This is a genomic window from Curtobacterium sp. VKM Ac-1393 (assembly GCF_015350995.1).
Taxonomy (GTDB): domain Bacteria; phylum Actinomycetota; class Actinomycetes; order Actinomycetales; family Microbacteriaceae; genus Curtobacterium.
The window spans coordinates 60,859-87,857 of sequence record NZ_JADKRW010000007.1 but is presented as its reverse complement, the minus strand read 5'-3'; the positions used below and the strand labels follow the sequence as shown (position 1 = coordinate 87,857).

Sequence of the window (26,999 nt, the reverse complement as noted above, 5' to 3'; positions counted from 1 at the left end):
GCGGATCAGGCGGGGAGCGTCGCGACGATGCAGGTGCCGTCGACGTCGTCGTCCCGCTCGACCGCGGTCACGAACCCGGCCGACGCGAACGCCGCAGCCGACGCGTCCGCCTGAGCCGCCGACACCTCGATGACGACCGCGCCACCGGGACGGAGCCACTCCCCCGCTCCCGCGGCGATCCGCCGGTGCAGGTCGAGCCCGTCGGCGCCACCGTCGAGCGCGATGCGGTGTTCGTGTTCACGGGCCTCGGCCGGCATCATCGCGATCGACTCGGTCGGCACGTAGGGAGCGTTCACCGCGATGACGTCGACCGCGCCACGGAAGCGCACGGGCAACGGCGCGAACAGGTCACCGTCGACGACGATGCCGCGGTCGCCGATGTTCTCGGCCGCGACGTCGACCGCATCAGGGTCGATGTCGGTCGCCACGAGGTCGAGTGCACCGACACGGCCGAACAACGCCACGGAGATCGCCCCGGCACCGCAGCACAGGTCGATCACGCGGTCGTAGCGCTGCAGACGACGAGCGGCCTGCTCGACGACGACGGTCGTGCGGGACCGCGGGACGAACACCCCTGGGGTCACGCGGATGCGGTGCCCGTCGAAGGCGGCCCACCCGAGGACGTACTCGAGCGGTTCGCCCGCGAGGCGACGCTGGACGAGGGACCGGAGGCGGACGGGCTCACCGGCGCCTGCTTCGAGGAGCAGGTCGGCTTCGTCCTCGGCGAAGACGCTCCCCGCGGCCCGGAGCCGGACCGCGAGGGCGTCACGCGCGGGATGGGTCAAGCGGCTCCGTCGAACATGGACGTGACGGACCCGTCGTCGAAGACCTCGTGGATGGCGCGGGCCAGCAGCGGAGCGATCGGCAGGATCTCGAGGCGGTCCCAGCGCTTCTCGACCGGCACCGGCAGGGTGTCGGTGACGACGACGCGGTCGATGAACTCGCTCTGCAGCAGCTCGGTCGCCGGGTCCGAGAACACGGCGTGGGTCGCGGCGACGACGACGCCGATCGCGCCGGCGGCCTTGAGCGCCTCGGCGGCCTTGGCGATCGTGCGGCCGGTGTCGATGAGGTCGTCGACGAGCAGGCACCAGCGACCGGACACGTCACCGACGATCTCGTGCACGGTGACCTGGTTCGGGACCAGCGGGTCGCGACGCTTGTGGATGATTGCCAGCGGCGCACCGAGCTTCTCGGACCAGATGTCGGCGACGCGGACGCGCCCCATGTCCGGCGACACCACCGTCAGCATCGACGGGTCGAGGATCGCCTTGAAGTGCTCGAGCAGGACCGGCATGGCGAACAGGTGGTCGACCGGGCCGTCGAAGAACCCCTGGATCTGGGCGGCGTGCAGGTCGACGCTCATGATGCGGTGCGCGCCCGCGGCCTTGAACAGGTCGGCGACCAGACGGGCCGAGATCGGCTCGCGGCCACGGCCCTTCTTGTCCTGACGGGCGTACGGGTAGAACGGCGCGACGACCGTGATGCGCTTGGCCGAGGCACGCTTCAGCGCGTCGACGATGATGAGCTGCTCCATGAGCCACTCGTTGATCGGCGCCGTGTGCGATTGGATGACGAAGGCGTCGCACCCACGGACCGACTCGTCGAACCGGACGTACAGCTCACCGTTCGCGAACGTCCGGGCGTCGGTGGGGACCAGGTCGACACCGAGTTCCTCTGCGATCTCGGCCGAGAGCGCCGGGTGTGCTCGCCCCGAGACGAGGACGAGTCGTTTCTGGCCGGTTGTCTTGATTCCGGACAAGTGCGGTGCTCACTCCCTGACCCCGTGGGGTCGATGTCGACGACCGGTGGTCGCCAGGATCTATTCGCCGTTCGCGTGCCGAGCAGCCTCGGCCGCCGGTGTGCCGGGTCGGTGTTCCGCGACCCATCCGTCGGTGTTGCGCTGTGGGGCGTAGCTGATCGCGAGCGATCCGGCCGGAACGTCCTTGCGGACCGTCGTTCCGGCGCCCGTGTACGCACCGTCACCAATCCTAACGGGGGCGACGAACACGTTGTGCGAGCCTGTACGAACGTGTGAGCCGACCTCGGTGCGGTGCTTGTGCACGCCGTCGTAGTTCGCGGTGATGGTGTTCGCGCCGATGTTCGAGTCCTCGCCGACCTCGGCATCCCCGATGTACGACAGGTGCGGCACCTTGCTGCCGCGGCCGATCTTCGCGTTCTTCGTCTCCACGAAGGTGCCGATCTTGCCCTGGTCACCGAGGATCGTGCCCGGGCGCAGGTAGGCGAACGGCCCGACCGAGGCGCCGTCGCCGATGACCGCGAGGGTCGCGTCGACCCGGTTCACCGTCGCGCCGACACCGACCTCGGTGTCGCGCAGCGTGGTGTCCGGCCCGACCACGGCACCCGCGGCGATCGCGGTGGCGCCGAGGAGCTGGGTGCCGGGCAGCACCTCGGCATCCGCCTCGATCGTGACGTCGAGGTCGATCCAGGTCGTCGCCGGGTCCTGCACGGTGACGCCGGCGAGCTGGTGCCGACGGACGATCCGGGCGTTGAGCTCGCGGGCGGCGTCGGACAGCTGCGCGCGGTCGTTGATGCCGGCGACGAGCCACGGGTCGGTGAGCGTGACGACGTCGATGATCCCCCCGCGCCCCGCGATCAGGGTCGGCGCGTCGGTGATGTACTTCTCGCCCTGGGCGTTGGCGGTCGTCAGCGACGGCAGCACGGCCCGCAGGTGCGCGGCGTCGAAGGCGTAGATGCCGGCGTTCGTCTCGGTGATGGCGAGCTGCTCCGCCGTCGCGTCCTTGTGCTCCACCACCCCGACGAACGACCCGGAGCCGTCCCGCACCACGCGCCCGAGACCGGTCGGGTCGGGTGCGATCGCGCTGACGAGGGTCACGGCGTTCGCCGCCCCGAGGTGTGCGTCGACCAGGGTGCGGAGCGACACCGCGTCGAGCAGCGGGACGTCGCCGGACAGCACCACGACAGCACCGTCGAAGTCGGCCGGCAGCGCCTGGATCGCGACCTCGACCGCACGACCGGTGCCGGGGACGTCGTCCTGGTCGACGACGATCGCGTCGGGGGCGCGCTCGGTGATCTCGGCAGCGACCAGGTCACGCTCGTGCCGCACGACCACCGCGACGTGCTCCGGTCCGAGGGACGACGCCGTCCGCAGGACGTGCGCGATGAGTGGCAGCCCGGCGAGCCGGTGCAACACCTTGGGCGTGGAGGACTTCATGCGCGTGCCCTGCCCGGCGGCGAGGACGACGACGGCGATGCGCTGGTCGGTCATGCCTCCATCCTGGCGCACGCACGCTGCGGAGTCCGGTGGAACCGCGGCCCTGTGCAGAACCGTGCGCACAACCGCACCTGTGCAGTTCCTTCCCAGAACGGCCGCGATGGAAAACGGAAACGGGCGTACCGGGTCGGAAGAACTGACCAGGTACGCCCGAACAGACCAGCTATGCCCGAAACGACCAGCTCCGCCCGAACACCTACGCGCGCACGACCCGCGGCTCCGCCCGCACGAACGCCATGAGCACCAGCCCCACGACGAGCACCACCACGATCCCCAGGATGCCGAACCGGGTCGAGCCGCCGATCGTCACGGCGACGCCGAACAGCGCCGGTGCGAGGAACGACGCCGCACGGCCGGTGGTGGCGTAGAGGCCGAAGAGCTCGCCCTCGCGGCCGGGGGTCGCGAGCCGCGCCAGGTACGCCCGCGACGACGACTGCACCGGCCCGACGAACAGCGCCAGCGTGAGTCCGAGCACCCAGAACCACTCGGTCCGGGTACCGGCGGCGAGCACTCCGAGTCCACAGACGACGAGCCCGACGAGCGACACCATGATGAGCGCGCGTGAGCCGAAGCGGTCGTCGAGCCTGCCGGAGACGAACGTGGCGATGCCGGCGACGACGTTCGCGGCGATGGCGAACAGGATGACCTGAGACGCGCTGAACCCGAACACCTGCGCCGCGATGATCCCGCCGAAGGTGAACACCGCGCCGACGCCGTCGCGGAACACCGCGCTGGCGACCAGGAACGCGAGCACGTTCCGCCGCTCACGCCAGAGCCGGGCGATGTCCCGCCCGAGGTCCCGGTAGGCCCCGAGCACGCCACCGGTGTGCCGGCGGTCGGGTGCGGCCTCGGGCACGACGATGAAGAGCGGGATCGAGCTGACCGCGAGCCACACGGCGGCGATGCCGATCGCGACGCGGACGTCCCACTGCCCGGTCGCGACGGTCGCCGGCAGCTGCAGCAGCCCGCCGACGACGCCGTCGCCCCGGAAGTCCTGGATGCACAGCACGAGCAGCAACACGAGCAGCACGATGCCGCCGAAGTACCCGGCTGCCCACCCGATCGCGGAGACCCGACCGGTTCGCTCCCCCGAGGCGACCTGCCCGATCATCGCGTTGTAGCCGACGCTGGCGATCTCGTAGGCGACCGTCCCGATTCCGAGCAGCGCCGCTCCGAGCACCAGGTACGGCTGGCTCGGTGCGACGAAGACCATCCCGCCGATCGAGAGCACGATGCCGATCGTGGCGATGAGGACGGACCGGCGGCGGTGCCCGGACGAGTCCGCGAGGCGCCCGATCGCCGGGGCCACGAGCGCGACGACGATGCCGGCGATGGTCAGCGCGGTGGAGACGACGGCGGCGTTGTGGGCGAGCTCGCGTTCGACGAGCGCCTTCCCCGCGGCCGAGGTGTCGGCCACCTTCGCCGGGTCGACGAACGCCCGGCTGGCCAGGTACGTGCTGAACACGAACGTGGTGACGACGGCGTTGAACGCCGCGGAGCCCCAGTCCCACAGCGCCCACGAGACGAGCGCGCGCCGGTCGGTGCGCTGCGGCACCACGGCGGCCGGAGAAGCGGTCATGCGCGAACCGTAGCGCGTCCCGGTGACGCGCCGGTGGCCCCGTTCCGGGTCACGTGCCGGACGGGAGGCCCGTGGCGGCCTGGCCACGCGCCTCCCGTCCGCACCGTGCGCGCTCAGGCGGGGACGCCGCCGGGGTAGACAACCGACTTGAGGGACTCGGGGTCGGTGTCGCTCTCGAGTGCCTCGCGGACCTCGCCGAGACCGAACCGCCCCGTGACGAGCGAGTCGAGGTCGATCTGTCCGGAGGCGACGAGCCCGATCGCGACCGGCCACGTGCCCGTGTACCGGAAGATCCCGGTGACCGTGACCTCGAGGTTCTGGATGTGCTCGACCGGCAGGGTCATCTCGGAGTTGCCGAGCCCGACGAGCACCGCGGCGCCGGCCGGTCCGACGGCCTTGATGCCGTCCGACACCGCACGGGGCGCACCGCTGGCGTCGATGAAGGCGTCGACCGGGGCGATGTCGGAGGCGACGGACACCACGGTCGGGTCGACGACCTCGGTGGCCCCGTACTGCAACGCCCGCGAGCGACGCTCGGGCACCAGGTCGCTGACGACGATCCGGGTGGCACCGAACGCCCGCGCGGCCTGTGCGCAGATGATCCCGATCGGACCGGCACCGGCGATGAGCACCGAGGAACCGGGCACGATGCCGGCCTTGCGGACCGCGGCGATCCCGACGGACAGGGGTTCGAGCAGCGCACCGGCCTCGAACGAGACCGAATCGGGCAGGGCGTGGGCGAACTCGGCCTCGATCGTGACGAACTCGGCGAAGGCACCGTCCACCGGCGGCGTCGCGTAGAAGCGCATGTGCGGGCACAGGTTGTAGCGGCCGGCCAGGCACTGCGCGCACCGGTGGCAGGGACGCTGCGGTTCCACCGCGACGCGTTCGCCGACGCGCGCGGGGTCGACGCCCGCGCCGACCGCCGTGATCGTGCCGGAGAGCTCGTGGCCGAGGACGAGGGGTTCCTCGACGACGAAGTCCCCGATGCGGCCGTGGCGGTAGTAGTGCACGTCGGAGCCGCACACCCCGACGGCGGCGACCCGGACGAGCACGTCGCCGGGCTCGACCTCGGGCACGGGGCGGTCCTCGACGGTCAGGTCCTGGGTGCCGAGCAGCACGCTGGTGCGCTGGCGCTGGATGGAGGTCATGGGGTTCTCGCTTCCTCGGCCGCGTCGTCGCGGTCGGACGTGTGGGTGGTGGTGCGGTCGGGTGCGCGGGTGGGCGTGGTGGTGGTGTCGGCTGGAGCGGACCTCGGGTCGCGCCGGGCCGGCGTCGGGTCGCGCCGGGCCGGCGTCGGGTCGCGCCGGGCCGCCGTCGGGTCGAGCCGGGCCGCCGTCGGGTCGCGCAGCAGGTCGCGGAACCCGAGTTCGGCGGCGCCGCGGACCAGGACGTCCCGCCCGAGGGCTGCCGGCACGATGCGCAGCCGGTCGGTCATCGCGGCCATCGTCTGCGCCCGGACGTCGTTCTCGACACGGTCCCCGACGTGTCCGAGCAGGGTGCTGAGGAACCCGCCGAGCACCACGACCTCGGGGTCGACGGTGTGGATGGCGTTGCGGAGCGCCGTGGCGAGCGCCGTCACCTGACGGTCGACCACCCGCTCGACCTCGGGCCGGTGCTCGGCGAGCGCTGCGGCGAGCGCGTCGAGGTCGTCGGGCAGTGTCGCGGTGACGTCGGTGAGCGCCGACCGCGACGCCTCGGTCTCGAGGCACCCGACGGCGCCGCAGTGGCACCGGATGCCGTTCGCCGCCACGAAGGTGTGGCCGAGTTCCCCCGCGTACCCGTCGGCGCCGCTGAAGGGCCGTCCGGCGCTGACGATCCCGCCACCGATGCCGCTCGCGCCGCCGTTCAGGTACACGAGGGCGTCGACTCCGCGGGCGCTGCCGTACAGGCGTTCGGCCCAGGCACCGAGGTTGGCGTCGTTCGCGGCACGGACCGGCAGGCCGAGACGTTCGGCGAGCGGCACCGCGAGTGGTTCGTCGCGCCAGCCGAGGTGTGGGGCGTTGCGGACGGTGCCGTCCTCGACGCGCACGATGCCGGGGACCGCGACGCCGGTGCCGACGATCCGGGCGCCGGGGGCCGTCCTGGCGCGCGTGGCGGTCCGGGCGCTCAGCACGCCGAGGATCCGTTCGACCGCGTCGATCGCCTGGGCTGCCGTCGGCACGGTGGCCTGTGGCTCGACGAGCCGGTCGCGCACGGTGCCGTCGAGGGCGACGAGGGCCACCCCGACCGCGTCGATCTCGACCGTGACGGCGGCGGCGAGCACGTCGCCCGAGGCCCGCACGACACCGCTGGGCCGCCCGACCCCGACGCCCGGGGTGCCGGCGGACGGCACTTCCTCGAGCACGAGTCCGCCCTCGACGAGTTCGCCGACGAGCGCCAGGATCGTCGAGCGGTTCAGGCCGGTGCGCCGGGTGAGTTCGGCTCGGGTGACCGGGCCGTCCTCGTGCACGATGCGGAGGACGCGTGCGGCGTTGCCGGGTGTCGCGGTCGGTTGCCGGACCATGGGCCTCCTCCTCGTCGGTCGGTTGGTCGGTTGCGTCGGTGGGTGGGGCTGCGCCGAGTCTCGCGCTGGGCGACAGTCCTCGCGCTCGCGGGCCCGAGGAGTGTCGCTCAGCGCGAGTCTCGACCCCGGCTCGGCCCCGGCTCAGCCCCGGCGCTCCCCCGCGACCGCGAGAACGCGGCGTCGAACGAGGCCGACGGCGGCGCGATCGTGCCGAGCCGCCGGACGAACGCCAGCGCCTCGGGCCCGCCGACGAGCCGGTCCATGCCGGCGTCCTCCCACTCGACGCTCGTCGGGCCGGTGTACCCGATGTGGTTCAGCACACGGAACACCCGCTCCCACGGCACGTCACCGTGTCCGGCGGTCACGAAGTCCCAGCCGCGGCGCGGGTCGCCCCACGGCAGGTGCGAGCCGAGCCGGCCGTTGCGCCCGTCGAGCTGCTTCACCGACTCCTTGCAGTGCACGTGGTAGACCCGGTCGGCGAAGTCGAGCAGGAACGCGGCGGGGTCGAGGTCCTGCCAGACGAAGTGCGACGGATCGAAGTTGAACCCGAACGCCGGCCGGTCCGCGAAGACCTCCAGCGTGCGCTTGGCGGTCCAGTAGTCGTAGGCGATCTCGGACGGGTGCACCTCGAGCGCGAAGCGGACCCCCACCTGCTCGAACACGTCGAGGATCGGCGACCAGCGGTCGTGGAAGTCCTGGTACCCGGCGTCGATCATGCTCTGCGGGACCGGCGGGAAGCCCGCGACGGTCTTCCAGATCGACGAGCCGGAGAACCCGGTGACGGTGTCGACGCCGAGTGCCGCGGCCGCGCGTGCGGTCCACTGGAGTTCCTCGGCAGCGCGCTGCCGGACGCCCTCGGGGTCGCCGTCGCCCCAGACGTGCGGCGGCAGGATGTCCTCGTGCCGCTGGTCGATGGGGTCGTCGCACACGGCCTGGCCGACCAGGTGGTTCGCGATGGTCCACACCTGCAGGCCGTTGCGTTCCAGGATCGCCTTGCGCTCGGCGACGTACGAGGGGTCCGTCGCGGCGCGCCGGACGTCCAGGTGGTCGCCCCAGCAGGCGATCTCGAGTCCGTCGTACCCCCAGTCGCCGGCGAGCCGGGCGACCTCCTCGAAGGGCAGGTCGGCCCACTGTCCGGTGAACAGCGTGATCGGACGGGAGGCCCGGGTCGGCTCCGTCTGGTCGCTCGCGTCCGTCGTCGTCATCGTCGTCGTCCTTCCGTGCGGTGGTCGGGGTCCGTGCTGTGATCGAGCGTCGTCACCACGACCCGGGGGCGGACCCGGCGGGGACGGTGGCGGGTCGGTCGACGCGCGAGTGCACGTCGACTACCGTGTGGTCGCGGGCAGCGGCCGAGACGGCCTCCATCACCTCGAGCACATGGAACGCGAGGTCGCCGGAGGCCCGGTGCGGACGGCCCGTGGCGATCGCGTGCGCCAGGTCGGCGAGACCGTACCCACGGCCGGCGTCGGCGTACCCGGCGGACACCGGCAGTTCGCGCCACTCGCGGTCGTCCGCCGTGGCGATCGACACCGGGTCCGAGAACCGGTTCGGGTCCGGCACACCGAGGGTGCCGGCCGTGCCGTACACCTCGAAGAGCGGCGCCCGGGTGGCCCAGACCTCGAACGAGACGGTGACGGTCGAGACGACGCCGTTCTCGTGTTCGAGGATCGCGACCACGTGGGTGTCGATGTCGACGGGGATCACGGTGCCGGCGTTCGGTCCGGTCGCGATGGTCCGCTCGCGGGTGGAGCGCGTGGCGCTGCCGCTCACCCGGACGACCGGGCCGAAGAAGCTGACAAGGCTGGTCAGGTAGTACGGGCCCATGTCGAGCAGCGGGCCGCCACCGGGCTGGTAGTAGAACGCGGGCGCCGGGTGCCAGAGCTCGTGCCCGGGGGCGCTCCAGGCGACCGCTGCGCCGACCGGGGTGCCGATCAGGCCGTCGTCGAGAGCGGCCCGAGCGGTCTGGATCCCGGTGCCGAGCACGGTGTCCGGGGCGCTGCCGACCCGCAGGCCCGCGGTCCGGGCGGCCTCGAGCACCGGTTCGGCCTCGGCCGTGGACATCGCCAGGGGCTTCTCGCCGTAGACGTGCTTGCCCGCGGCGAGCGCCCGGGTGGCGATGTCGGCGTGCGCGGCCGGGATCGTCAGGTTGAGGACCACGTCGACGTCGTCGGCCGCCAGCAGCTCGTCGACACTGGTGCCCCGCACGCCCTGGGCGGCACCGACCGCCTGCGCGCGTTCGACGTCGAGGTCGGCGACCGCGATGAGCGACAGGCCGGGCAGGGACGGGAAGTGCTCGAAGTACTGCTGGCTGATCACGCCGACGCCCACCACCCCGACGCGGAGGACGGGTTCGTTCATCGTGCTGCCCACAGGAGTCCCCGTTCGATGATGGTGCGGAGTGGCTGCGACTCGACGACCTCGAGCCGGTGCCCGGGGGCCGAGACGAACACGCGCCCCTGTCCCCACTGCCGGGTCCAGATCGCCGGCGCCGTGACCGGTCGGTTCCAGGCGTCGAAGTCCCGCGCTTCCTGCGTGGTGGTCGCGAGCACGTCGTTGTACTCGTCGGACAGCACCCAGTACTGCTCGGTGACGAGGTCGAAGTCCTCGATGCCCTGCGTGATCGGGTGCGACCGCCCGAGGTCGGTGAGGTGCACCGTGTACGGGATGTAGTTGTCGGACTGTTCCCCGACGCGCTCGTCGGGGTGTTTGCCGGCGTGGTGCGCGAACTGACCGCCCACCATGTGCAGGTAGTCGGCGGTGTTCCGGAACGCGTCCGCGATCCCGCCGTGCCAGCCGGCCAGTCCGGCGCCGTTCAGCACCGCGCGCTGCAGCCCGGCGAACTCGTCGTCGGCGATGGTCGACATGGTGACCACCTGCACGATCAGGTCGACCTCGTCCATGACGGCGGCGTCGGCGTAGACGGCCGTCGAGTCCGACACCCGGACCGCGAACCCGTGGTCGCGCAGGAACGGGACGAACAGGTCGGTGGTCTCGACGGGCTGGTGGCCGTCCCAGCCCCCGCGGACGACGAGCGCCTGGCGTGTGCCGTCGGCGGCGGTCACGAGGTCACCGTCCAGCTGCTGCCGTCGGCGGCACTGCGTTCGACGGCGTCGAGCACCCGCTGCACGTGCAGGCCGTCCGCGAACGACGGCGACGGGTCGGTGCCGGCGACGATCGCCTCGACGAAGTCCTTCACCTGGTGGCTGAAGGTGTGCTCGTACCCGATGAGGTGTCCGGTGGGCCACCACGCCGCCATGTAGGGGTGCTCGGGTTCGGTGACCAGGATGCGCCGGAAGCCCTGCTCCCCCGCGGGTGCCGACGACTCGTACAGCCGCAGTTCGTTCATGGACTCGAGGTCGAACTGGATCGCCCCCTCGGACCCGCTGATCTCGAGCGTCAGGCCGTTCTTGCGACCGGTGGCGTAGCGCGTGGCCTCGAACGTGCCGATCGCGCCGTCGGCTGCGCCGCCACCGAGTCGGGCGGTGAAGAACGCCGCGTCGTCCACCGTGACCTGGCCGCGCTCCTCGGAGGCGGTGCCGGACAGTCCGACGCCCTCGGCCATGAGCGGCCGCTCGGTGACGAAGGTCTCGAGCGTGCCGGACACCGTGGCGAGCGACGCGCCGGTGACGTGCTCGACCAGGTCGATCGCGTGCGCACCGATGTCACCGAGCGCACCCGACCCGGCGAGCGACTTGTCGAGCCGCCAGGTCATCGGGCCCTCGGCGTCGGCCAACCAGTCCTGCAGGTACAGCGCGCGGACCTGGCGGACGGTCCCGATCCGGCCGTCCTGCACGAGCTGCCGGGCCAGGGCGATGGCCGGCACCCGGCGGTAGCTGAACCCGACCATGGCGCGGACCCCGTGCGCCCGAGCGGCGTCGGCGGCCGCAGTCATCGCCTCGGCCTGTTCGACGGTGTTGGCGAGGGGCTTCTCGCACAGGACGTGCTTGCCGGCCTCGAGCGCGGCGATGGCGATCTCGACGTGCGACGAGCCGGGTGACACGATGTCGACGACGTCGATGTCCGGGTCGGCCACGACGGCACGCCAGTCGGTGGAGGCGGTCTGCCAGCCGTACTGCACCCGGGCGGCTTCGGTGCGTTCCGGATCGCGGCCGACGATCACCGCCATCTCGGGTTCGACCCCGAGGTCGAAGAACCTGGGGGCGGTCCGCCACGCCTGTGAGTGCGCGGCTCCCATGAAGCCGTGCCCGATCATGGCGACCCGCAGTCGTTCCTGTGCCGTCGACACACTTGCCATCCGCTCGCTCCTTTGCGATCACGTCCTTGCCACAGCCAACACTACCGCTTATGTTGGGCGCGGCAACATTTTGTTTCGACGACGAACGGTGATCACCATGGCAACGACGCCCACCCGTGCAGACAAGTTCTCCTTCGGTCTCTGGACCATCGGCTACAACGGCTCAGACCCCTTCGGCGGCCCCACCCGACCGGCCCTCGACGTGGTCGAGGCGGTCGAGAAGCTCGACGAGCTCGGCGCCTACGGCCTGACCTTCCACGACGACGACCTGTTCGCCTTCGGCTCGACAGACGCCGAGCGTCAGACGCAGATCGACCGCCTCAAGGGCGCCCTCGACTCGACCGGGCTCATCGTGCCGATGGTGACGACGAACCTGTTCTCCGCCCCGGTCTTCAAGGACGGCGGCTTCACCTCGAACGACCGCCAGGTCCGCCGGTTCGCGCTCCGCAAGGTCCTGCGCAACATCGACCTCGCCGCCGAGCTCGGTGCGTCGACCTTCGTGATGTGGGGCGGCCGCGAGGGCTCCGAGTACGACAGCGCCAAGGACGTGCAGGCCGCGCTCGAGCGCTACCGCGAGGCCGTCAACCTGCTCGCCGACTACGTCACCGACAAGGGCTACGGCATCCGCTTCGCCATCGAGCCGAAGCCGAACGAGCCCCGCGGCGACATCCTGCTGCCGACCCTCGGCCACGCGATCGCCTTCACCGAGACCCTCGAGCGCCCGGAGCTCTTCGGCATCAACCCCGAGGTCGGCCACGAGCAGATGGCGGGCCTGAACTTCACGGCCGGCATCGCCCAGGCGCTGTACCAGGGCAAGCTCTTCCACATCGACCTGAACGGCCAGCGCGGCATCAAGTACGACCAGGACCTGGTGTTCGGCCACGGCGACCTGCAGAACGCGTTCTCACTCGTCGACCTGCTCGAGCACGGTTCGCCGCAGGGCGGTCAGGCGTACGACGGCCCGCGCCACTTCGACTACAAGCCGAGCCGGACCGAGGACATCACGGGCGTCTGGGACTCGGCCGCAGCGAACATGCGCATGTACCTGCTCCTCAAGGAGCGCGCGCAGGCCTTCCGCGCCGACCCCGAGGTGCAGGCCGCGCTCGAGGCGTCGAAGGTCGGCGAGCTCAGCACGCCGACCCTGAACGACGGCGAGTCCTACGACACGTTCCTCGCCGACCGCTCGGCGTACGAGGACTTCGACGCCGACGCGTACTTCGGCGGCAAGGGCTTCGGCTTCGTCCGGCTGCAGCAGCTCGCCATCGAGCACCTGCTCGGCGCGCGCAACTGATGACGATGGTGGCGGGGGTCGACTCGTCGACCCAGTCCTGCAAGGTCACGATCCTCGACGCGGACACCGGTGCCGTCGTCCGCGAGGGCCGCGCGTCCCACCCGGACGGCACGTCCGTCGACCCCCGCCACTGGTGGGACGCCCTCGGCGCCGCGATCGCGGACGCCGGTGGGCTCGCCGACGTCGGTGCCGTCGCGATCGCCGGGCAGCAGCACGGCATGGTCGCGCTCGACGCCGACGGTCGCGTGGTCCGCGACGCCCTGCTCTGGAACGACGTCCGCAGTGCGGATGCGGCCGCGCAGATGGTCGAGGAGCTCGGACGGGAGGCGTGGGTCACCCGGACGGGTCTGGTGCCGGTCGCGTCGTTCACCGGTACCAAGCTGCGGTGGCTCCGCGACGCCGAGCCGGACGACGCCGGCCGCGTCGCGGCCGTCGCGCTCCCCCACGACTGGTTGTCGTGGCGGCTGCGCGGGTACGGCCCGGCCGACGAGAGTCCGCTCGGGCCGGACCTGGACTCCCTGGCGACCGACGCCTCGGACGCCAGCGGCACGGCCTACTGGGACCCGGTGCGCCGACAGTACGACCCGGAGCTGTTCGAACTCGCGCTCGGCCGCCGCATGCGCGTCGCCGGCGACACCGAGGCGTCCGGGGTCGTCGTGCCGAGGGTGGTCGCCCACGACGAGGCGATGGGGACGCTCGACGTCGACGTCGCACTGCCGAACGGCGCGGTCGCGCCGGCCGGCCTGGTCGTGGCGGCCGGACTCGGCGACAACGCCGGGGCAGCGCTCGGCCTCGGGCTCGGCCCGGGCGACGTCGCGGTCTCCCTGGGGACCAGCGGAACGGTCTTCGGCGTCACCGCGACCGAGGTCCTGGACCCGAGCGGGACCGTGGCGGGCTTCGCCGACGGAACCGGGTCGCGCCTCCCGATCGTCACGACGCTCAACGCGGCCCGCGTGCTCGAGGTGATCGGCGGCCTGCTCGGCGTCGACCACGACGCCCTCGGCGAGCTGGCGCTGCAGGCACCGGCCGGGGCCGACGGGCTGGTGCTCGTGCCGTACTTCGTCGGCGAGCGCACGCCCAACCGGCCGGACGCGACCGCGTCGCTGCTCGGGATGACCCCGGGGACGACCGACCGGCCGCACCTGGCGCGTGCCGCGGTGGAGGGCATGCTGTGCGCCCTGGCCGACGGGCTCGCCGCGGTCGAGGACACGGGGGTCACCGTGTCGCGGCTGCTGCTCATCGGCGGGGCCGCACGCAACGAGGCCGTCCGGACCGTCGCCGCGCAGGTGTTCGGGCGGGACGTGCTCATCCCGGACCCGGGCGAGTACGTGGCCTCGGGGGCCGCGCGTCAGGCAGCCTGGGCACTGACCGGCGCGCTGCCGTCGTGGGAGATCGCGACGACGACCGTGCCGGCGGACCCGCACCCCGAGGTGCTCGAGCAGTACCGCGCCGCGGCGCGCTGACGAAGGAGACCCGTGCCACGCACCGACCTGCCCCTGGAGGCGCTCCGCGCGCACCGGCCCGAGGTCCGACGACCGGACGACTTCGACGCGTTCTGGGCGGACACGATCACCGCGGCCCGGGCGGCCGGTGCGGGGACGGCGCCCGTCCTCGCACCGGCCGACACCCCGGTGACCGGACTGGTCGTCGAGGACCTGACGTTCCCGGGCTTCGCCGGCGATCCCGTGCGTGCCTGGGTCTCCCGACCGCTGGCCGGTCGCGACGCCGCGCTGCCGGTCGTGGTCGAGTTCCTCGGCTACGGCGGCGGACGCGGGCGCCCCGGCGAACGCGTGGACTGGGCCCTCGCCGGGTACGTGCACGTGGTCATGGACACCCGCGGCCAGGGCAGCGGGTGGGCCGGTGGCGACACCCCCGACCCACACGGCTCCGGGCCCCGCACGAGCGGGTGGATGACGAGCGGCATCGGCTCCCCCGCCGACCACTACTACCGCCGCGTGTACACCGACGCCGTCCGGCTGGTCGACGCCGTCCGGACGCTGCCCGGCATCGACCCGGCGCGCATCGCGCTGACCGGGGGCAGCCAGGGCGGCGGCATCGCGATCGCCGCCGCGGCCCTGGTCGAGGCGCACGTCGGACCGATCACCGCGGTGCTGCCGGACGTCGCGTTCCTGTGCGACTGGGAGGGTGGCACCGACGTCGCCGTCGGCGGCCCGTACCTGGAGCTCGCCGGCTACCTGGCCGTGCACTGTGACACCGTCGACCACGTGTGGGAGACCGCGTCGTACTTCGACGGGGTCAACCACGCCGCCGGCATCACCGCGCCGGCGCTGTTCTCCGTCGCCCTGATGGACGACGTCGTGCCGCCGCGCACGACCTTCGCCGCCTTCAACGCGCTCGGGTCGACCGGTGCGCTCGGCCCGGACGATCGCCAGATCGAGGTGTACCCGTACAACGGGCACGAGGGCGGCGGGTTCCGGCACTGGGAACGACAGGTGGCGTTCCTGCGATCACGAGGTATGGTCGGTTCCGTGCAGTGCTCCTGAACCGTCTCCGATTCCATCTGTGCGCCCGACCACGGCGCGATCGAGAGGTTCACCATGTCCGCACACCTTCCCCTGCTCGGCAAGACCGCCCTGGTCACCGGCGTCTCGCGTCGACGCGGCATCGGGTTCGCCGTCGCCGGCAAGCTCGCCTCGCTCGGGGCGAACATCGTCATCCACCACCACCGGCCGCACGACCTCGAGCTCCCGTGGGGCGGCGACGACCTCGACGCGGTGCGTGACGAACTCCGTGCCCACCTGGCGGACGGTGCGGTGTTCGCCGACGTCGCCGCCGACCTCTCCGACCCGACGACGATCCCGGACGTCATGGGCGCCGCGGTCGAGCGCACCGGACGACTCGACGTCCTCGTGTGCAACCAGGCGAAGAGCGGGGACGACGGCAGTATCCTCGACATGACCCCCGAGCGGCTCAGCGCGTTCTGGGAGGTCAACACCCGCGCGACGCTGCTCCTCACGGCGGAGTTCGCCCGACTGCGTGCACCGCAGGGCGACGCACCGCGGCGGCCCGGAGACCGCATCACCGGCGCCGGACCGTACGCCGAGGCGCAGGGCCACGTCTTCTGGATGACGTCGGGCCAGATCCACGGCGCGATGCGCGGCGAGGTCGCGTACGCCGCCAGCAAGGCGGCGCTGGCCGGGGTCACCGCCACCGTCGCAGCGGAACTGCTCGAACTCGGCATCGTGCTCAACACGATCAACCCCGGACCGGTCAACACCGGCTACATGGACCCGGAGACCACGGACCGTTCGCTCGAGGACCTCGACGAGTACATCGCCGGCACGCCGTTCGGCCGGGTCGGCCGCTCGACGGACCCGGCGGAGCTCATCGGGTGGCTGTCGACCGCGGCGGGGAGCTGGGTCGTCGGTCAGGTGCTCACGAGCGACGGCGGGTTCGGGCTGCAGTAGATCGTCGCTGCGGAGGTGCGGCGGATCAGCGCCGCGCGCCGATGACCGTGACGGTCGGTCGGTGCCGCGCTCCGGACCTGTCCTCGGTCCGGACGACCGTCCACGACCTGACCACGCCCGCCGCCGGGCTCACCAGGGTGTGGTCGAGCGGCATCGCGAGTGCCGGGACGACCGAGGTGGGCCAGGTCCCGAGGGCCGCGGCGTGCACGGTCGACGCGGCGTCCTGACAGGCTCCGAGTCCGCCACCCCCGAAAGCGTCCACCGATGCGTTGAAGTCCCCGGCGACGATGACCTCGGCATCGTCCGCGCACGTCCGGCGCACCCAGTCGAGGTCCGCACGCCACCCCGCGAGTCCGCGCAGGACGGGCTGCGGCGCGTGCACCGCGACGATCGTGGGGGCTCCCGGAACCGACACGACCAGGGTCTTCACCGGATCGATGCCCGGGCGCATCGTGGCGTGCGCGGCGAGGTCGTCCCGGACGAGCACGGCGACCTGCGCACCAGGCTCGGCGAACACGTGCACCGGTCGGTCGCCCTGTCGCATCGCGTCGGCGACGTCCTCGGCAGCGGCGAGCGAGCCGGCGTCGGGCAGCACGACCACGTCGGCGCGGGCCGCCGAGGCAGCGCGCCCGATCGCCGTGGCTCCGACGAGACCGCCGTTCGTGTTCCACTCGAACACGCGGAGGCCAGCCGCGTGCGGCGGCTCGGCGTCGAAGCCCCTCGCCCCGAGGACCACGGCGTTCGCTCCCGCGAGGGCGACGAGCACGGCGCCGACCACGAAGGCGACGACCCGCACCCGGCGCCGCACGATGCCGAGGACGATCAGCGCCACGGCCACGACGACGAAGCCGACCGACACCACCGCGCGGGCGGGCAGCAGCGCAGCGAGGACCGGCGCGCGGGCGATCCCGAGCCACGGGGCGAAGACGAACACACTGCCGAGCGCCACCACCACGAAGACGACGGTGGACGCGACGGTCCGGCGGTTCGGTGCCGTCCCGGTCACGCCCGTCGCACCGTGTCCCGCGGGTACTCGCCGTGCCGCTCGAGGTACGCGGCGGAGAACCGGCCCGCGTGGGCGAACCCCCACTGCCGTGCGACGTCGGCGATGCTCGTCGCTGTCGGATCGGCGTGGAGCAGCTCGTCGCGCACACGGTCGAGACGGACCCCGCGCAGGTAGCCGTTGGGGCTCACCCCGAGCTGTCGCTGGAACGCCTGCTGCAACGCACGCAGGCTCAGCGAGGCGACCTCGGCCAGGTCCGTCGTCGTGATCGGCAGGTGGGCGTGCTCGTGCACGTACTCGACGGCCCGACGGATGTGCGAGTTGCGCGGCAGCATGAGCTCGTCCGGCAGGGTCGCCGACACGACCGGGTACAGCTCGAGGAGGGCCAGGGCGCCCAGCCGCCCCATCTCCGCCTGCAGCAGCGGCGAGACCTTCCGATCGAGGACGGTGTGCGAGATGAGCTTCACCGTGTTCCGCCACATCGTCACCGCGCGGTCGTCTGGCTGCACGGTGTGGTCGAGCTGCACGCCCCCGGAGGCGGCGCCGCGTTCGCCGGCGACCTCCTCGAGCGACGCGCGGTTGATCTGGACGAGTCGCTGGTCGTAGTCCTGGTACGTGAACGCGGCGCCGTCCTGTGGCCACAACTGCGGTCGGCCCGGCGCACTCACGAGGCGGTCGTCGCCTTCGCCGATGAAACCGGAACCCCGGGTGATCCACTGCACGACGAAGTCGTCCGACGGCGTCATCACGCCTTCGAGGTGCCCGTCGAACCGGATGGCACGCAGCGTCATGGTCGTGTCGCCCACCGCCGAGTACCGGAACGTGAACGGCTGCGCCGTCGTCTCGGCGCGCCATTCGGAGGCGTCGTACGCCCCGACCAGGAAGTCGCGTGCTTCGTCGACGTCGGCGGATCGGACATCGTCCTGCACGCTCGTTCGTTCTGCTGTCATCGGTTCACCGTGAGCAGTGTGTCCGACGGACGAGTCGTTGTCCGCGCCGCTGTCCGAGAAGCGCTACCTCCCGGCCGCCACACGGTTACCGGATGCCGGATCCCACGGGCCGATGTCCACAATCCGGCACCGTCCGCCGCTCCGACATCCGCGATCCGACGAGTCGTCCCCCCGGCTCCACAGCGGACGGCCACTGCTCGTACGGTCGAGTCATCCGGCGGCAACGGGCTGCTCGGGAGAACACGAGGACGACATGACCACCGTGACCGCAGCTCCGGTCCACCCGATCAGCGCCCCCAAGTACGCCTTCGAAGCGGCCTCGGCACAGAGCCGACGGAACCGCCACCGTGGCACGTTCAGCGAGCTCCGCGACGCGCAGCGCCAGCGCACCCTGCAGATCGCAGCGGTCACCACCGGCATCGTCTCGGTGAGCGTCCTCGCCTCCGCAGCCGCAGTGCTCGGACTCTCCGCGTGATCCGGGACGGCGACGCCTTCGAGGACGTCCGTACCCAGGCCATCGACATGACCGCCGTCTTCGCAGAACAGGAACGCCGTGATGCGTGACCAGCGCACCCTCGAGCAACTCCGTCAGAGCCCTTCCGAGTGGCGACGACGCGGCTTGACCCCGCCCGCCGACCTCGATGAGATCGTGCAGGCCCGCCTCAGCGCGCACATGGGGCATGCTGACCCGAGCTACGCGGACTTCTTCGCATCCTGAGCCCCGAATGCCGTCCGAACCGATCGACAGGGTGATCCCCACTTCCTCATGACGCTCCTCACACTCACGCCCCCGGCCGCCGAGACGACCGCGCAGCGAACCGCATCCAAGGCCGCCGACGAGCTGTTCACGGCGCACGGCGTGATCCCCGTGCGCTTCGAGGACATCGCCGCCCACGCAGGAATGAGCGTGGACGAACTGACGGCCGCGTACCCGGACAAGCAGGCCCTGGTCGTCGCGGTGCTCCGACGCTGGCACGGCGCGTGGCGACGAGCCCTGGACCACATCGCCACCACGTCCTCCGACCCCCGCGACGAGATCCTCGGCATCTTCAGCTACCTGGAGGAGTGCTTCGCCGACGAGGGGTGGCGCGGCTGCGCGTTCATCAACGGGCACGCCGAGCTCGGTCGCCAGGACCCGGACATCGCCGCACTCGCAGCCGAGCACTTCCGCGACATCGAGAGCCACCTCACGCTGCTCTGCACCCGCGCCGACATGCCGGCGCACATCGCCGAGACGCTGTCACTGCTGGTCGAGGGTGCCCGCGTCGAATCCGCGGTGCAGGGATCGGCGAAGCCCGCTCGCAGCGCACGCCTCGGTGCCGCGATGATCATGTCCGTCTTCGAGGACCGCACGGCGTTCTGACCGGCAGCCGGAAGTATGATCCGGGGAACCACTCGTCATCGAAGACGGAGCCCGGCATGACCAGCACCTCTCCCACCGCCACAGCCCGACCGACCCGGGCCACGGCCTCGGTCGCCGCGATCCTCGCCGAGTCCGCCGCGCGGTACCCGGACGACGTCGCCGTCATCGTCGGCGACCGTCGCACCACGTACTCCGAGCTCTGGGCGCAGACCCTGGCCTACGCCGGCGCGCTCCGTGCCCGCGGCGTCACCGAGGGCTCCCGTGTCGCGATGCTGGTGCCGAACGTCGAGGACTTCGCCCGCGTCTACTACGCCACGCTGGCGCTCGGAGCGGTCGTCGTACCGGTGCACGCGCTCCTCAAGCGACGCGAGATCGAGTACCTGCTGCAGGACAGCGGCGCGACGTTGCTCGTGTGCGCCGCACCGCTGCTGGCCGAGGGCGCGGCCGGCGCCGACCTCGCCGGCGTCGACGTCGTGACCGTGCTCGCGCCGGCCGACCCGGAAGCCAGCGACGCCGACGGGCAGCCCGACCGCCTCGAAGCGCTGGCCGCTGCCGCCACCCCGCTCGACACCTACGTGCCCCGCGACCCGTTCGACACCGCGACGATCCTGTACACGAGCGGCACCACCGGCAAGCCGAAGGGCGCTGAAGGCTCGCACTTCGCGCTGCTCGAACAGGTCAACACGAACCTGATGAGCACGTTCGACATGCACCGCGGCGACGTCCTGCTCGGAGCCCTCCCCCTGTTCCACACCTTCGGCCAGACCTGCACCATGAACACCGGGTTCCGCACCGGAGCGACGATCGTGATGCTGCCGAAGTTCGACGGTGACGCCGCCCTCGCAGCGATGGTGGAACACGGCTGCGAGATCTTCATGGGCGTGCCGACGATGTACATGGCGCTGCTCGACGCCGCGACCCGCAGCGACGCCCGACCGCAGCTGCGCTACGCGATCTCGGGCGGCGCCTCGCTGCCGTTGGCCGTGCTCGAGCGGTTCCAGACCGTCTTCGACGCGCCGATCCACGAGGGCTACGGCCTCACCGAGACCTCACCGGTCGCGACCTTCAACCACGTCGGCACGGCGCCACGGCCCGGCACGATCGGCACACCGGTCTGGGGTGTCGACGTCGAGATCGCCGACCCGGCCACACCCGACACGATCGTGCTGCTGCCGCACGGCGAGATCGGCGAGCTCGTCATCCGCGGGCACAACCTGATGAACGGGTACCTGGACCGCCCGGAGGACACCGAGTCGGCGATCGTCGACGGCTGGTTCCGCACCGGCGACCTCGGCACGAAGGACGACGACGGCTACCTGACGATCGTCGACCGCACGAAGGACATGATCATCCGCAACGGCTACAACGTGTACCCGCGGCAGGTGGAAGAAGTGCTCGCGACGCACCCCGACGTGACCATGGCGGCCGTGTTCGGTGTGCCGCACGAGGTGCACGGGCAGGAGATCGAGGCCGCCGTGGTGCTCCGCGCCGGATCGACCGCCACCCCCGACGAACTCGTCCACTTCGTGTCGGACGAGATCGCCGCGTACAAGTTCCCGCGGGTCGTGCACGTCGTCGAGGCGCTCCCCCTCGGCCCGAGCGGCAAGGTCCTGAAGCGTGCCCTGGTCGACCGGTTCAGCACACCGGTGGACGCGGCTGCTGCTCCAGCCTGAGACACTCGGGACGTGATCACCAGGCCGCGTTCCGTCCTCCTCGCCACCGTCTCCGCAGCGCTGACCGCGGGGCTCGTCCTGACCGGCTGCTCGGCCACGGACGGCACGCCGCAGGCGACGCAGCCCACGCCCAGCACACCGACCGGGTTCGACGTCACCGGCTTCCAACCGGAGGGCGCCGATCCGACGCTGATCGACACGAACGCCGCAGCCCTCGACGTCGTCGGCGTGGACGGCCTGCTGCTGAGCCGGACCGGCACGCGCGTCACCACGCCGTCGCGGGACGCCAAGACGCAGCGGAACCGCGCCCACGCCCGCAGCCTCACGGCGCAGCTCCTGGTCAGCAACTACGCCGACGGGGACTTCAGCGAACCGATCGCACGGAGGATGCTCCGGTCCCCCGCCAACCGCGCGCACGTCGTCCGCTCGCTCGCGGCAGACGTGCGGACCGGCGGGTGGGACTCGATCATGATCGACCTCGAGGCGCTGGACGCGGCCGATGCCTCCGGGCTGACCGCCTTCGCGCGGGAGCTCCGAGCGGCGGTCGGCGACGACGTCCGGCTCGACATCGCCCTGTCGGCCGCGACGACACCGGCCGGGTACGCCCGCCTCGGCTACGACGTCCGTGCCCTGGCCGCACCGCTGGACCACCTCACCCTGATGGCGTACGACCAGCACGGCCCGTGGGAACCCGACGCACCGGGCCCGGTGGGGGCGCTGGCCTGGGCCTCGAAGTCGGCCAGGGCGCTCGCACACCTCGCGCCCGCCGACCAGATCGTCCTCGGCGTCGCCGGGTACGGCTACCACTGGAAGGGCCCGCGCCCGGCGGGGCAGCTGTCGGACGACGACGCCCGCCGCCGCGTCCGGAAGGCCGGCGTCACCCCGACCTGGGACGCGACAGCGGGTGAGTGGACCGCGACCCTGCCCAGCGGCGAGGTGCTGTGGTGGTCCGACGCGCGGTCACTGCGCGAGCGCGTGGCACTCGCCGAGCGGCTCGGCCTGACCGGGGTCGCCGTCTGGTCCCTGGACCTGTCCGACACACTCGAGCTTGACAGGGTTGGCTAAGCGTCTTAGCTTGTAGCTAACACACTTAGCCACGGAGGCAGTCATGCTCGAACACCTGCACACCGACGAGGGCACCATCGCCTACGACGTCATCGGCGACGGCCCGCTCGTCGTCCTGGCCCACGGCATGGGCGACAGCCGGCACGCGTACCGGTTCGTGGTCCCCGAGCTCGTCGCCGCCGGGTACCGCGTCGCCAACGTCGACATCCGCGGCTGCGGCGACTCGAGCGCCGAGTGGCCCTCGTACGAGCGTGCCGACATCGCCCGCGACCTGGTCGCCGTCGTCCGACACCTCGGCGGCCCCGCGGTCGTCATCGGGCAGTCGATCAGCGGTGGAGCGGCCACCATCGCCGCCGCCGATGCCCCGGACATCATCGTCGGCATCGTCGAACTCGCGCCGTTCACGCGCAAGCAGTCGTTCGACCTCGGCGGCCTGCTCGGGAACAAGCGCCACCGCGCCGGCACGTTCCAGCTCGCCAAGGTCCTGGTGGCCGGCAGCCTGCCCGGCTGGCTCGGGTACCTGGACATCGCCGTCCCGACGAAGCCGGCCGACTGGGCAGCCGAGCGTGACCGCATCGAGTCGACGCTCCGGAAGCCCGAACGGATGGCCGCCCTGCGCGCGATGACGAAGACCTCACCGGCCGACGCCGGGGCCCGACTGGCCGACGTGCGCTGCCCCGTCCTGGTGGTCGAGGGCAGTGCGGACCCGGACTGGGCAGTCCCCCGCGCCGAGGGCGAACGCGTCCTCGCGGACCTGCCGGACGGGCTCGGCGAACTCGCCGTTATCGACGGTGCCGGGCACTACCCGCACACCGAGACCCCGGCCGAGGTCCTGGCGCTCGTGCTCCCGTTCCTCGGCCGCACCCTCGCCCCCGCCGGCGGCCACCGTGGCTAGGGCAGGGCTCGACCCCGCCGCCGTCACGACCGCGGCGGCCGCGCTGGCCGACGAGATCGGGCTCGCGCAGCTCAGCATGAGCGTCGTGGCGGAGCGGCTCGGCGTGAAGTCGCCGTCGCTGTACAAGCACGTCGACGGCCTGACCGACCTGGTCCGTCGGGTCGCGATACTCGCCGCGAACGAGCTCGGCGACGCCCTGCGCGATGCGATGCAGGGGCTGGCCGGGCGCGACGCCCTCGACGCAGCCGCTGAGACCGTCCGGCGGTACGTGCAGGAGCACCCCGGTCGGTACGAGGCCACGGTCGGGATCCGGCCGGCCGGCCCGGTGGACCCGCTGGCCGTCGCGATGGACCGCACCCTCGCGTCCTTCGCGGCAGCACTGCGCGGCTACGGCCTCGATCCCGCCGACGAGGTCCACGCGCTGCGGTTGGTGCGCAGCGTCCTGCACGGCTTCGCCACGATCGAGACGTCCGGCGGGTTCCAGATGCGCACCGACGTGGACACGAGCTTCGAGTGGATCGTCGCCTTCCTCGACCGGGGGTTCCGCGCGACGACCGCCCCCAGTCATGGTCACGATTCGGACTCCACGGCGGTCTGAGGCCACCGCGGGCTCTACGATCCGAGGACGCCTGAGCTTTCTCGGCGGATCCACACGATCCGGCACCCGACCGGACACGATCCAGGCGGACCCGTGCGCCACAGCGCCTCCACCGTCCGACGCGCCTGCGCCGTCGGCACCACCGCAGCCCTCGTCGCACTGACGACCGGCCTCGGCATCATCACCGCGACGGCCGCCCACGCCGACACGGCGACCGACCCGTCGACCACGACCGCGACGTCCGCTCCCGCGGCGACCGAGGCCCCGGTGCCGACCGCGGACGAGGGGGACTCGACGGCGAGCGCCCCCGCACCGAGCCCGGCCGAGACCGCGCCGGCCGACGGGGCCGACGCACCCGACGAGACCGACGCGACCGACGCGACCGCACCCGCGGCTGACGACCCGGAGCCGTCCGCTCCGACCACCACGGCCCCGACGCCCGCCCAGACCGACGCACCGACTGCGCCGCAGGCTGCCGACCCCGCCGTCACCATCACCGGCGACACGAAGGTCGGCTCCGTGCTCACCGCCGTCCCCACCGGGTTCGACCAGGACGGTGCGTTCCGGTACGTCTGGACCGAAGAAGGTTCCACCGCGGTGCTCGCGACGACCGGCTCGTACACGGTCGATGCCGCACAGGCCGGCCTGCAGCTGTCGGTGCAGGTCACCGGCGCACTGGCCGACGGCACGACCGCGACCGTGACCGCGACCTCGGCCGCCATCGCGCAGGACCCGGCGTTCGTCGACGCCGCCGGCCAGCCGATCACCCGGGGCACGGACGCCGGCGACCCGCTCCCCCTGCAGGCCACCGCGGGCAAGGCGTTCTCGCACACGTTCCGGGCGCAGGGCTCCCCCGCCCCGACCTACGCGCTCGCCTGGTACTACGGCGACGACGACGGCAACGTCGTCATGACGAAGTCGCAGGCAGCGGCACTCGCAGCGGGCAGCTCCGGCGGCTCGGGCTGGACGATCGGGTTCGGGTTCCAGCCGGACGACGAGGGCGAGGACTTCGGTCCGGAGCTCCAGCTGCCCGACGGCGTGACCTTCGACGCGACCACCGGCGAGCTGCGCGGCACCGCCACCCTGGCGTCGAACTTCGACTTCGCGGTCACGGCCACGAGCGGCACCGAGTCGGTCACGCAGTACGTCGAACTGACCGTCGACCCGGCCGCCGCGTTCGGCGTGCAGGTCTTCACCCTCGATGCGAAGTCGGTCGCCGCGCCGAAGAAGACGATGTGGATCATCGGCACGGACGGCACCGTCCTGACCGTGAAGCTCACCCTCGACGAGGACGGCTCCTTCGGCGGTCTCGACGTCGTGGACGGTGGCCGTCCGACGGTCGCGCAGGGCGGGACGCTCGTCGTGTCCGGAAACCTGGTCGACCGCTTCGGCAACCCGGTCGACTTCGCCGACGAGGGCGGCAACCCGGTCTGGACGCCGATCGTCACCTCGGACGTCGCCAGTGACGTGATCGCGCCCTACACCGAGTTCGATGCCGAGAGCGCCGTCGGCGTCACCTTCCCGCATGCCTCGACGCACACGCTGACCGTCGGCGGCACCGGCCTGCAGAGCACCTCGTTCGCGGTGGACGTCCGCCCCACCGTCCCGACGGTCCCGACCGTGTCCGTCGCGGGTGCGACGCCCACGTCGGGGCAGCTCGCCTACACCGGCTCCGAGGCCACCGGCGCCCTGCCGTGGGCGCTCGGCCTGGTCCTGGTCGGCGCCGGCATGCTCGGGGCGCGCGCGGTGCGCCGTCGCCGCGCCGGGCTCTGATCCGACACCCCTGAGCGACGGGAGGCGCGGTGCCAGCTGGCACCGTGCCTCCCGTCCGGACGCCCAGGCTCGAGACCCTCTTCATCGAGGTCCCGTGGCTCGCGTTCGGCAGGCGGTCGTCGCTGTGAGCGGCGCGGCACTCGCCGCCGTCGCCGTGGTCCGGGCGAGGCGACGGGCGACGCGGGCCGCCTGAGCGGACCGACGCGGAGCCGCCCGCCCCGGCTAGCCCTTCGCACCCTCCACGGCGATGTGGATGGCCTGCTGCATGCGGACGGCGACCTTCTTCGACATCGCGACCGTCGGGTGGACGCCGTCGGACGTGCGGCTCGCCGGCCATCCACCGTTCAGCTGCCGATCGGCGGCCCACGGGTCGACGAAGAGGTAGCCGTTCGTGAGCGCGTAGTTCTGGAGGTCGCGGTTCAGGATCTCGCCCTGCTTGCGCCGGTCGATGCGCTGCTTGCCGTACTTCGTGATGTTCGACGGGGCGATCGCCGCGATGACGACGTGACGGGCGTCGACCTTCTGCACGATCTTGTTGATGTTCCGCAGGATGCTCTTGCTGCTGTAGGCGTAGCGGAGGTCGTTCGTACCGGCCATCACCACCAGCGCGTCGGCGTCCTTCGTCGAGGAGCGTTCGAGGATGCGCGCAGTGGTCGCACCCCCGATCGCGGTTCCGCCCACGTTCGTGAGCGTCCGGTCGTTCATCTGCCGCATCCACGAGCCGTCCATCGCGGTCAGTGAGTCGCCGGCGTAGGTGACCGAGATCGTCGTCGGAGTCGGAGTCGGAGTCGGAGTCGGAGTCGGAGTCGGAGTCGGAGCTGACGGGGTCGGAGTCGCGACGGGGACCGAGGTCGGCGTCACGGCCGGCACCGGCGTCGCGGGCGTCGGTACCGGGGTCGCGGTCGTCACGTCCGTCGGGGTCGGGTTCGGGTTCGGTGCCTCCACGGCGGTGGCAGCGTTCGGGATCGCGGCGAGCAGGGCTCCGGCGATGACGACGACCGAGGTGGTGGCGGCGATGAGGGGCAGGCGGGATGAGCGCTGAGGAGCAGGCAAGATGAGCTTTCGTCTAGGGAACGAACCTGTACAACTTACAGGAATCGAGCACATGTCATCATCCCCAGGACGGGGGTCGAATCCCGACCGGAACGCGGTAGTGTTGTCACGAGCCAAGATTCACTGCGGAAAGGCGCGGCCTTGCCCCTCGACGACGAAGCGCCCGGTCGCGTGCTCGTACCGGGCCAGACCTGCCGCATCCGGATCTGGCACCGTTCCGACCGCACCGTGACCACCGTGCACGAGTCCACTGAGCGGCTCTACGAGGCGCCGAACTGGACCCTGGACGGCCGCCTCGTCCTCAACGCGGACGG

25 protein-coding genes are annotated in these 26,999 nt (G+C 72.1%); 12 read left to right on the top strand and 13 right to left on the bottom strand.

Annotation, left to right across the window (positions count from 1 at the left end):
* Positions 1-5: 5 nt before the first annotated feature.
* The 10 genes from ITJ59_RS15910 to ITJ59_RS15865 form a co-directional block, all read right to left on the bottom strand.
* Entirely contained in the window at positions 6-785 is a 780-nt protein-coding gene (locus tag ITJ59_RS15910; protein WP_194652275.1) for a putative protein N(5)-glutamine methyltransferase, read from the bottom strand.
* Positions 782-1,759 (bottom strand): ribose-phosphate diphosphokinase, encoded by a 978-nt coding sequence (locus ITJ59_RS15905; protein WP_194652274.1) that lies wholly within the window; start codon positions 1,757-1,759, stop codon positions 782-784. Before ITJ59_RS15905 ends, ITJ59_RS15910 begins: the two co-directional genes overlap by 4 nt.
* 60 nt (positions 1,760-1,819) lie before the next feature.
* A complete protein-coding gene (gene glmU, locus ITJ59_RS15900) occupies positions 1,820-3,247 on the bottom strand; it encodes a bifunctional UDP-N-acetylglucosamine diphosphorylase/glucosamine-1-phosphate N-acetyltransferase GlmU (protein ID WP_194652273.1) in 1,428 nt (475 codons plus the stop codon).
* Positions 3,248-3,449: 202 nt separating this feature from the next.
* Positions 3,450-4,832: an MFS transporter gene (locus tag ITJ59_RS15895; RefSeq protein WP_194652272.1), complete on the bottom strand. Its 1,383-nt coding sequence runs from the start codon at positions 4,830-4,832 to the stop codon at positions 3,450-3,452.
* A gap of 113 nt (positions 4,833-4,945) precedes the next feature.
* On the bottom strand, positions 4,946-5,983 hold the full coding sequence (locus ITJ59_RS15890; RefSeq protein WP_194652271.1) for an NAD(P)-dependent alcohol dehydrogenase: 1,038 nt from the start codon (positions 5,981-5,983) through the stop codon (positions 4,946-4,948).
* Positions 5,980-7,338: an ROK family transcriptional regulator gene (locus ITJ59_RS15885; RefSeq protein WP_194652270.1), complete on the bottom strand. Its 1,359-nt coding sequence runs from the start codon at positions 7,336-7,338 to the stop codon at positions 5,980-5,982. The genes ITJ59_RS15890 and ITJ59_RS15885 overlap by 4 nt, the downstream gene beginning before the upstream one ends.
* A 107-nt stretch (positions 7,339-7,445) precedes the next feature.
* Positions 7,446-8,543 (bottom strand): sugar phosphate isomerase/epimerase family protein, encoded by a 1,098-nt coding sequence (locus ITJ59_RS15880; RefSeq protein ID WP_194652269.1) that lies wholly within the window; start codon positions 8,541-8,543, stop codon positions 7,446-7,448.
* Positions 8,544-8,595: 52 nt separating this feature from the next.
* Positions 8,596-9,696: a Gfo/Idh/MocA family protein gene (locus tag ITJ59_RS15875; protein ID WP_194652268.1), complete on the bottom strand. Its 1,101-nt coding sequence runs from the start codon at positions 9,694-9,696 to the stop codon at positions 8,596-8,598.
* Entirely contained in the window at positions 9,693-10,400 is a 708-nt protein-coding gene (locus ITJ59_RS15870; RefSeq protein WP_194652267.1) for a ThuA domain-containing protein, read from the bottom strand. The genes ITJ59_RS15875 and ITJ59_RS15870 overlap by 4 nt, the downstream gene beginning before the upstream one ends.
* Positions 10,397-11,593: a Gfo/Idh/MocA family protein gene (locus ITJ59_RS15865; RefSeq protein ID WP_228511657.1), complete on the bottom strand. Its 1,197-nt coding sequence runs from the start codon at positions 11,591-11,593 to the stop codon at positions 10,397-10,399. Before ITJ59_RS15865 ends, ITJ59_RS15870 begins: the two co-directional genes overlap by 4 nt.
* Positions 11,594-11,690: 97 nt before the next feature.
* Here ITJ59_RS15865 and xylA point away from each other — a divergent pair, with 97 nt between their 5' ends.
* From xylA to ITJ59_RS15845, 4 genes are read left to right on the top strand one after another with little or no spacing between them, the layout of a single operon-like run.
* Positions 11,691-12,884, top strand: coding sequence for a xylose isomerase (xylA, locus tag ITJ59_RS15860; protein WP_194652266.1), 1,194 nt, complete (start codon positions 11,691-11,693; stop codon positions 12,882-12,884).
* On the top strand, positions 12,884-14,347 hold the full coding sequence (locus tag ITJ59_RS15855; protein ID WP_194652265.1) for a xylulokinase: 1,464 nt from the start codon (positions 12,884-12,886) through the stop codon (positions 14,345-14,347). Before xylA ends, ITJ59_RS15855 begins: the two co-directional genes overlap by 1 nt.
* A 12-nt stretch (positions 14,348-14,359) precedes the next feature.
* Complete coding sequence (locus ITJ59_RS15850) at positions 14,360-15,388, top strand: acetylxylan esterase (protein ID WP_194652264.1); 1,029 nt, start codon at positions 14,360-14,362, stop codon at positions 15,386-15,388.
* Between the two features lie 54 nt (positions 15,389-15,442).
* The gene (locus ITJ59_RS15845; RefSeq protein ID WP_194652263.1) at positions 15,443-16,312 is read left to right on the top strand and encodes an SDR family oxidoreductase; all 870 of its coding nucleotides are present in this window, start codon (positions 15,443-15,445) and stop codon (positions 16,310-16,312) included.
* A gap of 25 nt (positions 16,313-16,337) precedes the next feature.
* Here the strand turns inward: ITJ59_RS15845 and ITJ59_RS19710 are convergent, their stop codons facing one another.
* Both ITJ59_RS19710 and ITJ59_RS15835 read right to left on the bottom strand, forming a co-directional pair.
* Positions 16,338-17,318 carry an endonuclease/exonuclease/phosphatase family protein gene (locus tag ITJ59_RS19710; RefSeq protein WP_194652262.1) on the bottom strand — a complete coding sequence of 327 codons (981 nt, stop codon included), beginning with the start codon at positions 17,316-17,318 and terminating at the stop codon, positions 16,338-16,340.
* Positions 17,315-18,265, bottom strand: a complete 951-nt coding sequence (locus tag ITJ59_RS15835) for an AraC family transcriptional regulator (protein ID WP_194652261.1) — start codon at positions 18,263-18,265, stop codon at positions 17,315-17,317. The genes ITJ59_RS19710 and ITJ59_RS15835 overlap by 4 nt, the downstream gene beginning before the upstream one ends.
* 253 nt (positions 18,266-18,518) lie before the next feature.
* Between ITJ59_RS15835 and ITJ59_RS15830 the strand changes: the two genes are divergently transcribed.
* The 8 genes from ITJ59_RS15830 (at position 18,519) to ITJ59_RS15795 (ending at position 25,632) form a co-directional block, all read left to right on the top strand.
* A complete protein-coding gene (locus tag ITJ59_RS15830) occupies positions 18,519-18,740 on the top strand; it encodes a hypothetical protein (protein WP_194652260.1) in 222 nt (73 codons plus the stop codon).
* An 81-nt stretch (positions 18,741-18,821) separates the two neighbouring features.
* Positions 18,822-18,983, top strand: coding sequence for a hypothetical protein (locus tag ITJ59_RS15825; protein WP_194652259.1), 162 nt, complete (start codon positions 18,822-18,824; stop codon positions 18,981-18,983).
* Positions 18,984-19,031: 48 nt separating this feature from the next.
* Complete coding sequence (locus ITJ59_RS15820; protein WP_194652258.1) at positions 19,032-19,628, top strand: TetR/AcrR family transcriptional regulator; 597 nt, start codon at positions 19,032-19,034, stop codon at positions 19,626-19,628.
* A 56-nt stretch (positions 19,629-19,684) separates the two neighbouring features.
* The gene (locus tag ITJ59_RS15815) at positions 19,685-21,301 is read left to right on the top strand and encodes a long-chain-fatty-acid--CoA ligase (protein WP_194652257.1); all 1,617 of its coding nucleotides are present in this window, start codon (positions 19,685-19,687) and stop codon (positions 21,299-21,301) included.
* Positions 21,302-21,313: 12 nt separating this feature from the next.
* Positions 21,314-22,366, top strand: a complete 1,053-nt coding sequence (locus ITJ59_RS19705; RefSeq protein ID WP_194652256.1) for a glycosyl hydrolase family 18 protein — start codon at positions 21,314-21,316, stop codon at positions 22,364-22,366.
* A gap of 43 nt (positions 22,367-22,409) precedes the next feature.
* The gene (locus tag ITJ59_RS15805; RefSeq protein ID WP_194652255.1) at positions 22,410-23,261 is read left to right on the top strand and encodes an alpha/beta fold hydrolase; all 852 of its coding nucleotides are present in this window, start codon (positions 22,410-22,412) and stop codon (positions 23,259-23,261) included.
* Positions 23,254-23,859, top strand: coding sequence for a TetR-like C-terminal domain-containing protein (locus ITJ59_RS19700; protein ID WP_194652254.1), 606 nt, complete (start codon positions 23,254-23,256; stop codon positions 23,857-23,859). The genes ITJ59_RS15805 and ITJ59_RS19700 overlap by 8 nt, the downstream gene beginning before the upstream one ends.
* A 93-nt stretch (positions 23,860-23,952) precedes the next feature.
* The gene (locus ITJ59_RS15795) at positions 23,953-25,632 is read left to right on the top strand and encodes a putative Ig domain-containing protein (protein WP_194652253.1); all 1,680 of its coding nucleotides are present in this window, start codon (positions 23,953-23,955) and stop codon (positions 25,630-25,632) included.
* Between the two features lie 222 nt (positions 25,633-25,854).
* On the opposite strand, the gene ITJ59_RS15790 is transcribed toward ITJ59_RS15795, so the two are convergent.
* Positions 25,855-26,685 carry an SGNH/GDSL hydrolase family protein gene (locus tag ITJ59_RS15790; RefSeq protein WP_194652252.1) on the bottom strand — a complete coding sequence of 277 codons (831 nt, stop codon included), beginning with the start codon at positions 26,683-26,685 and terminating at the stop codon, positions 25,855-25,857.
* Positions 26,686-26,999: the final 314 nt, after the last annotated feature.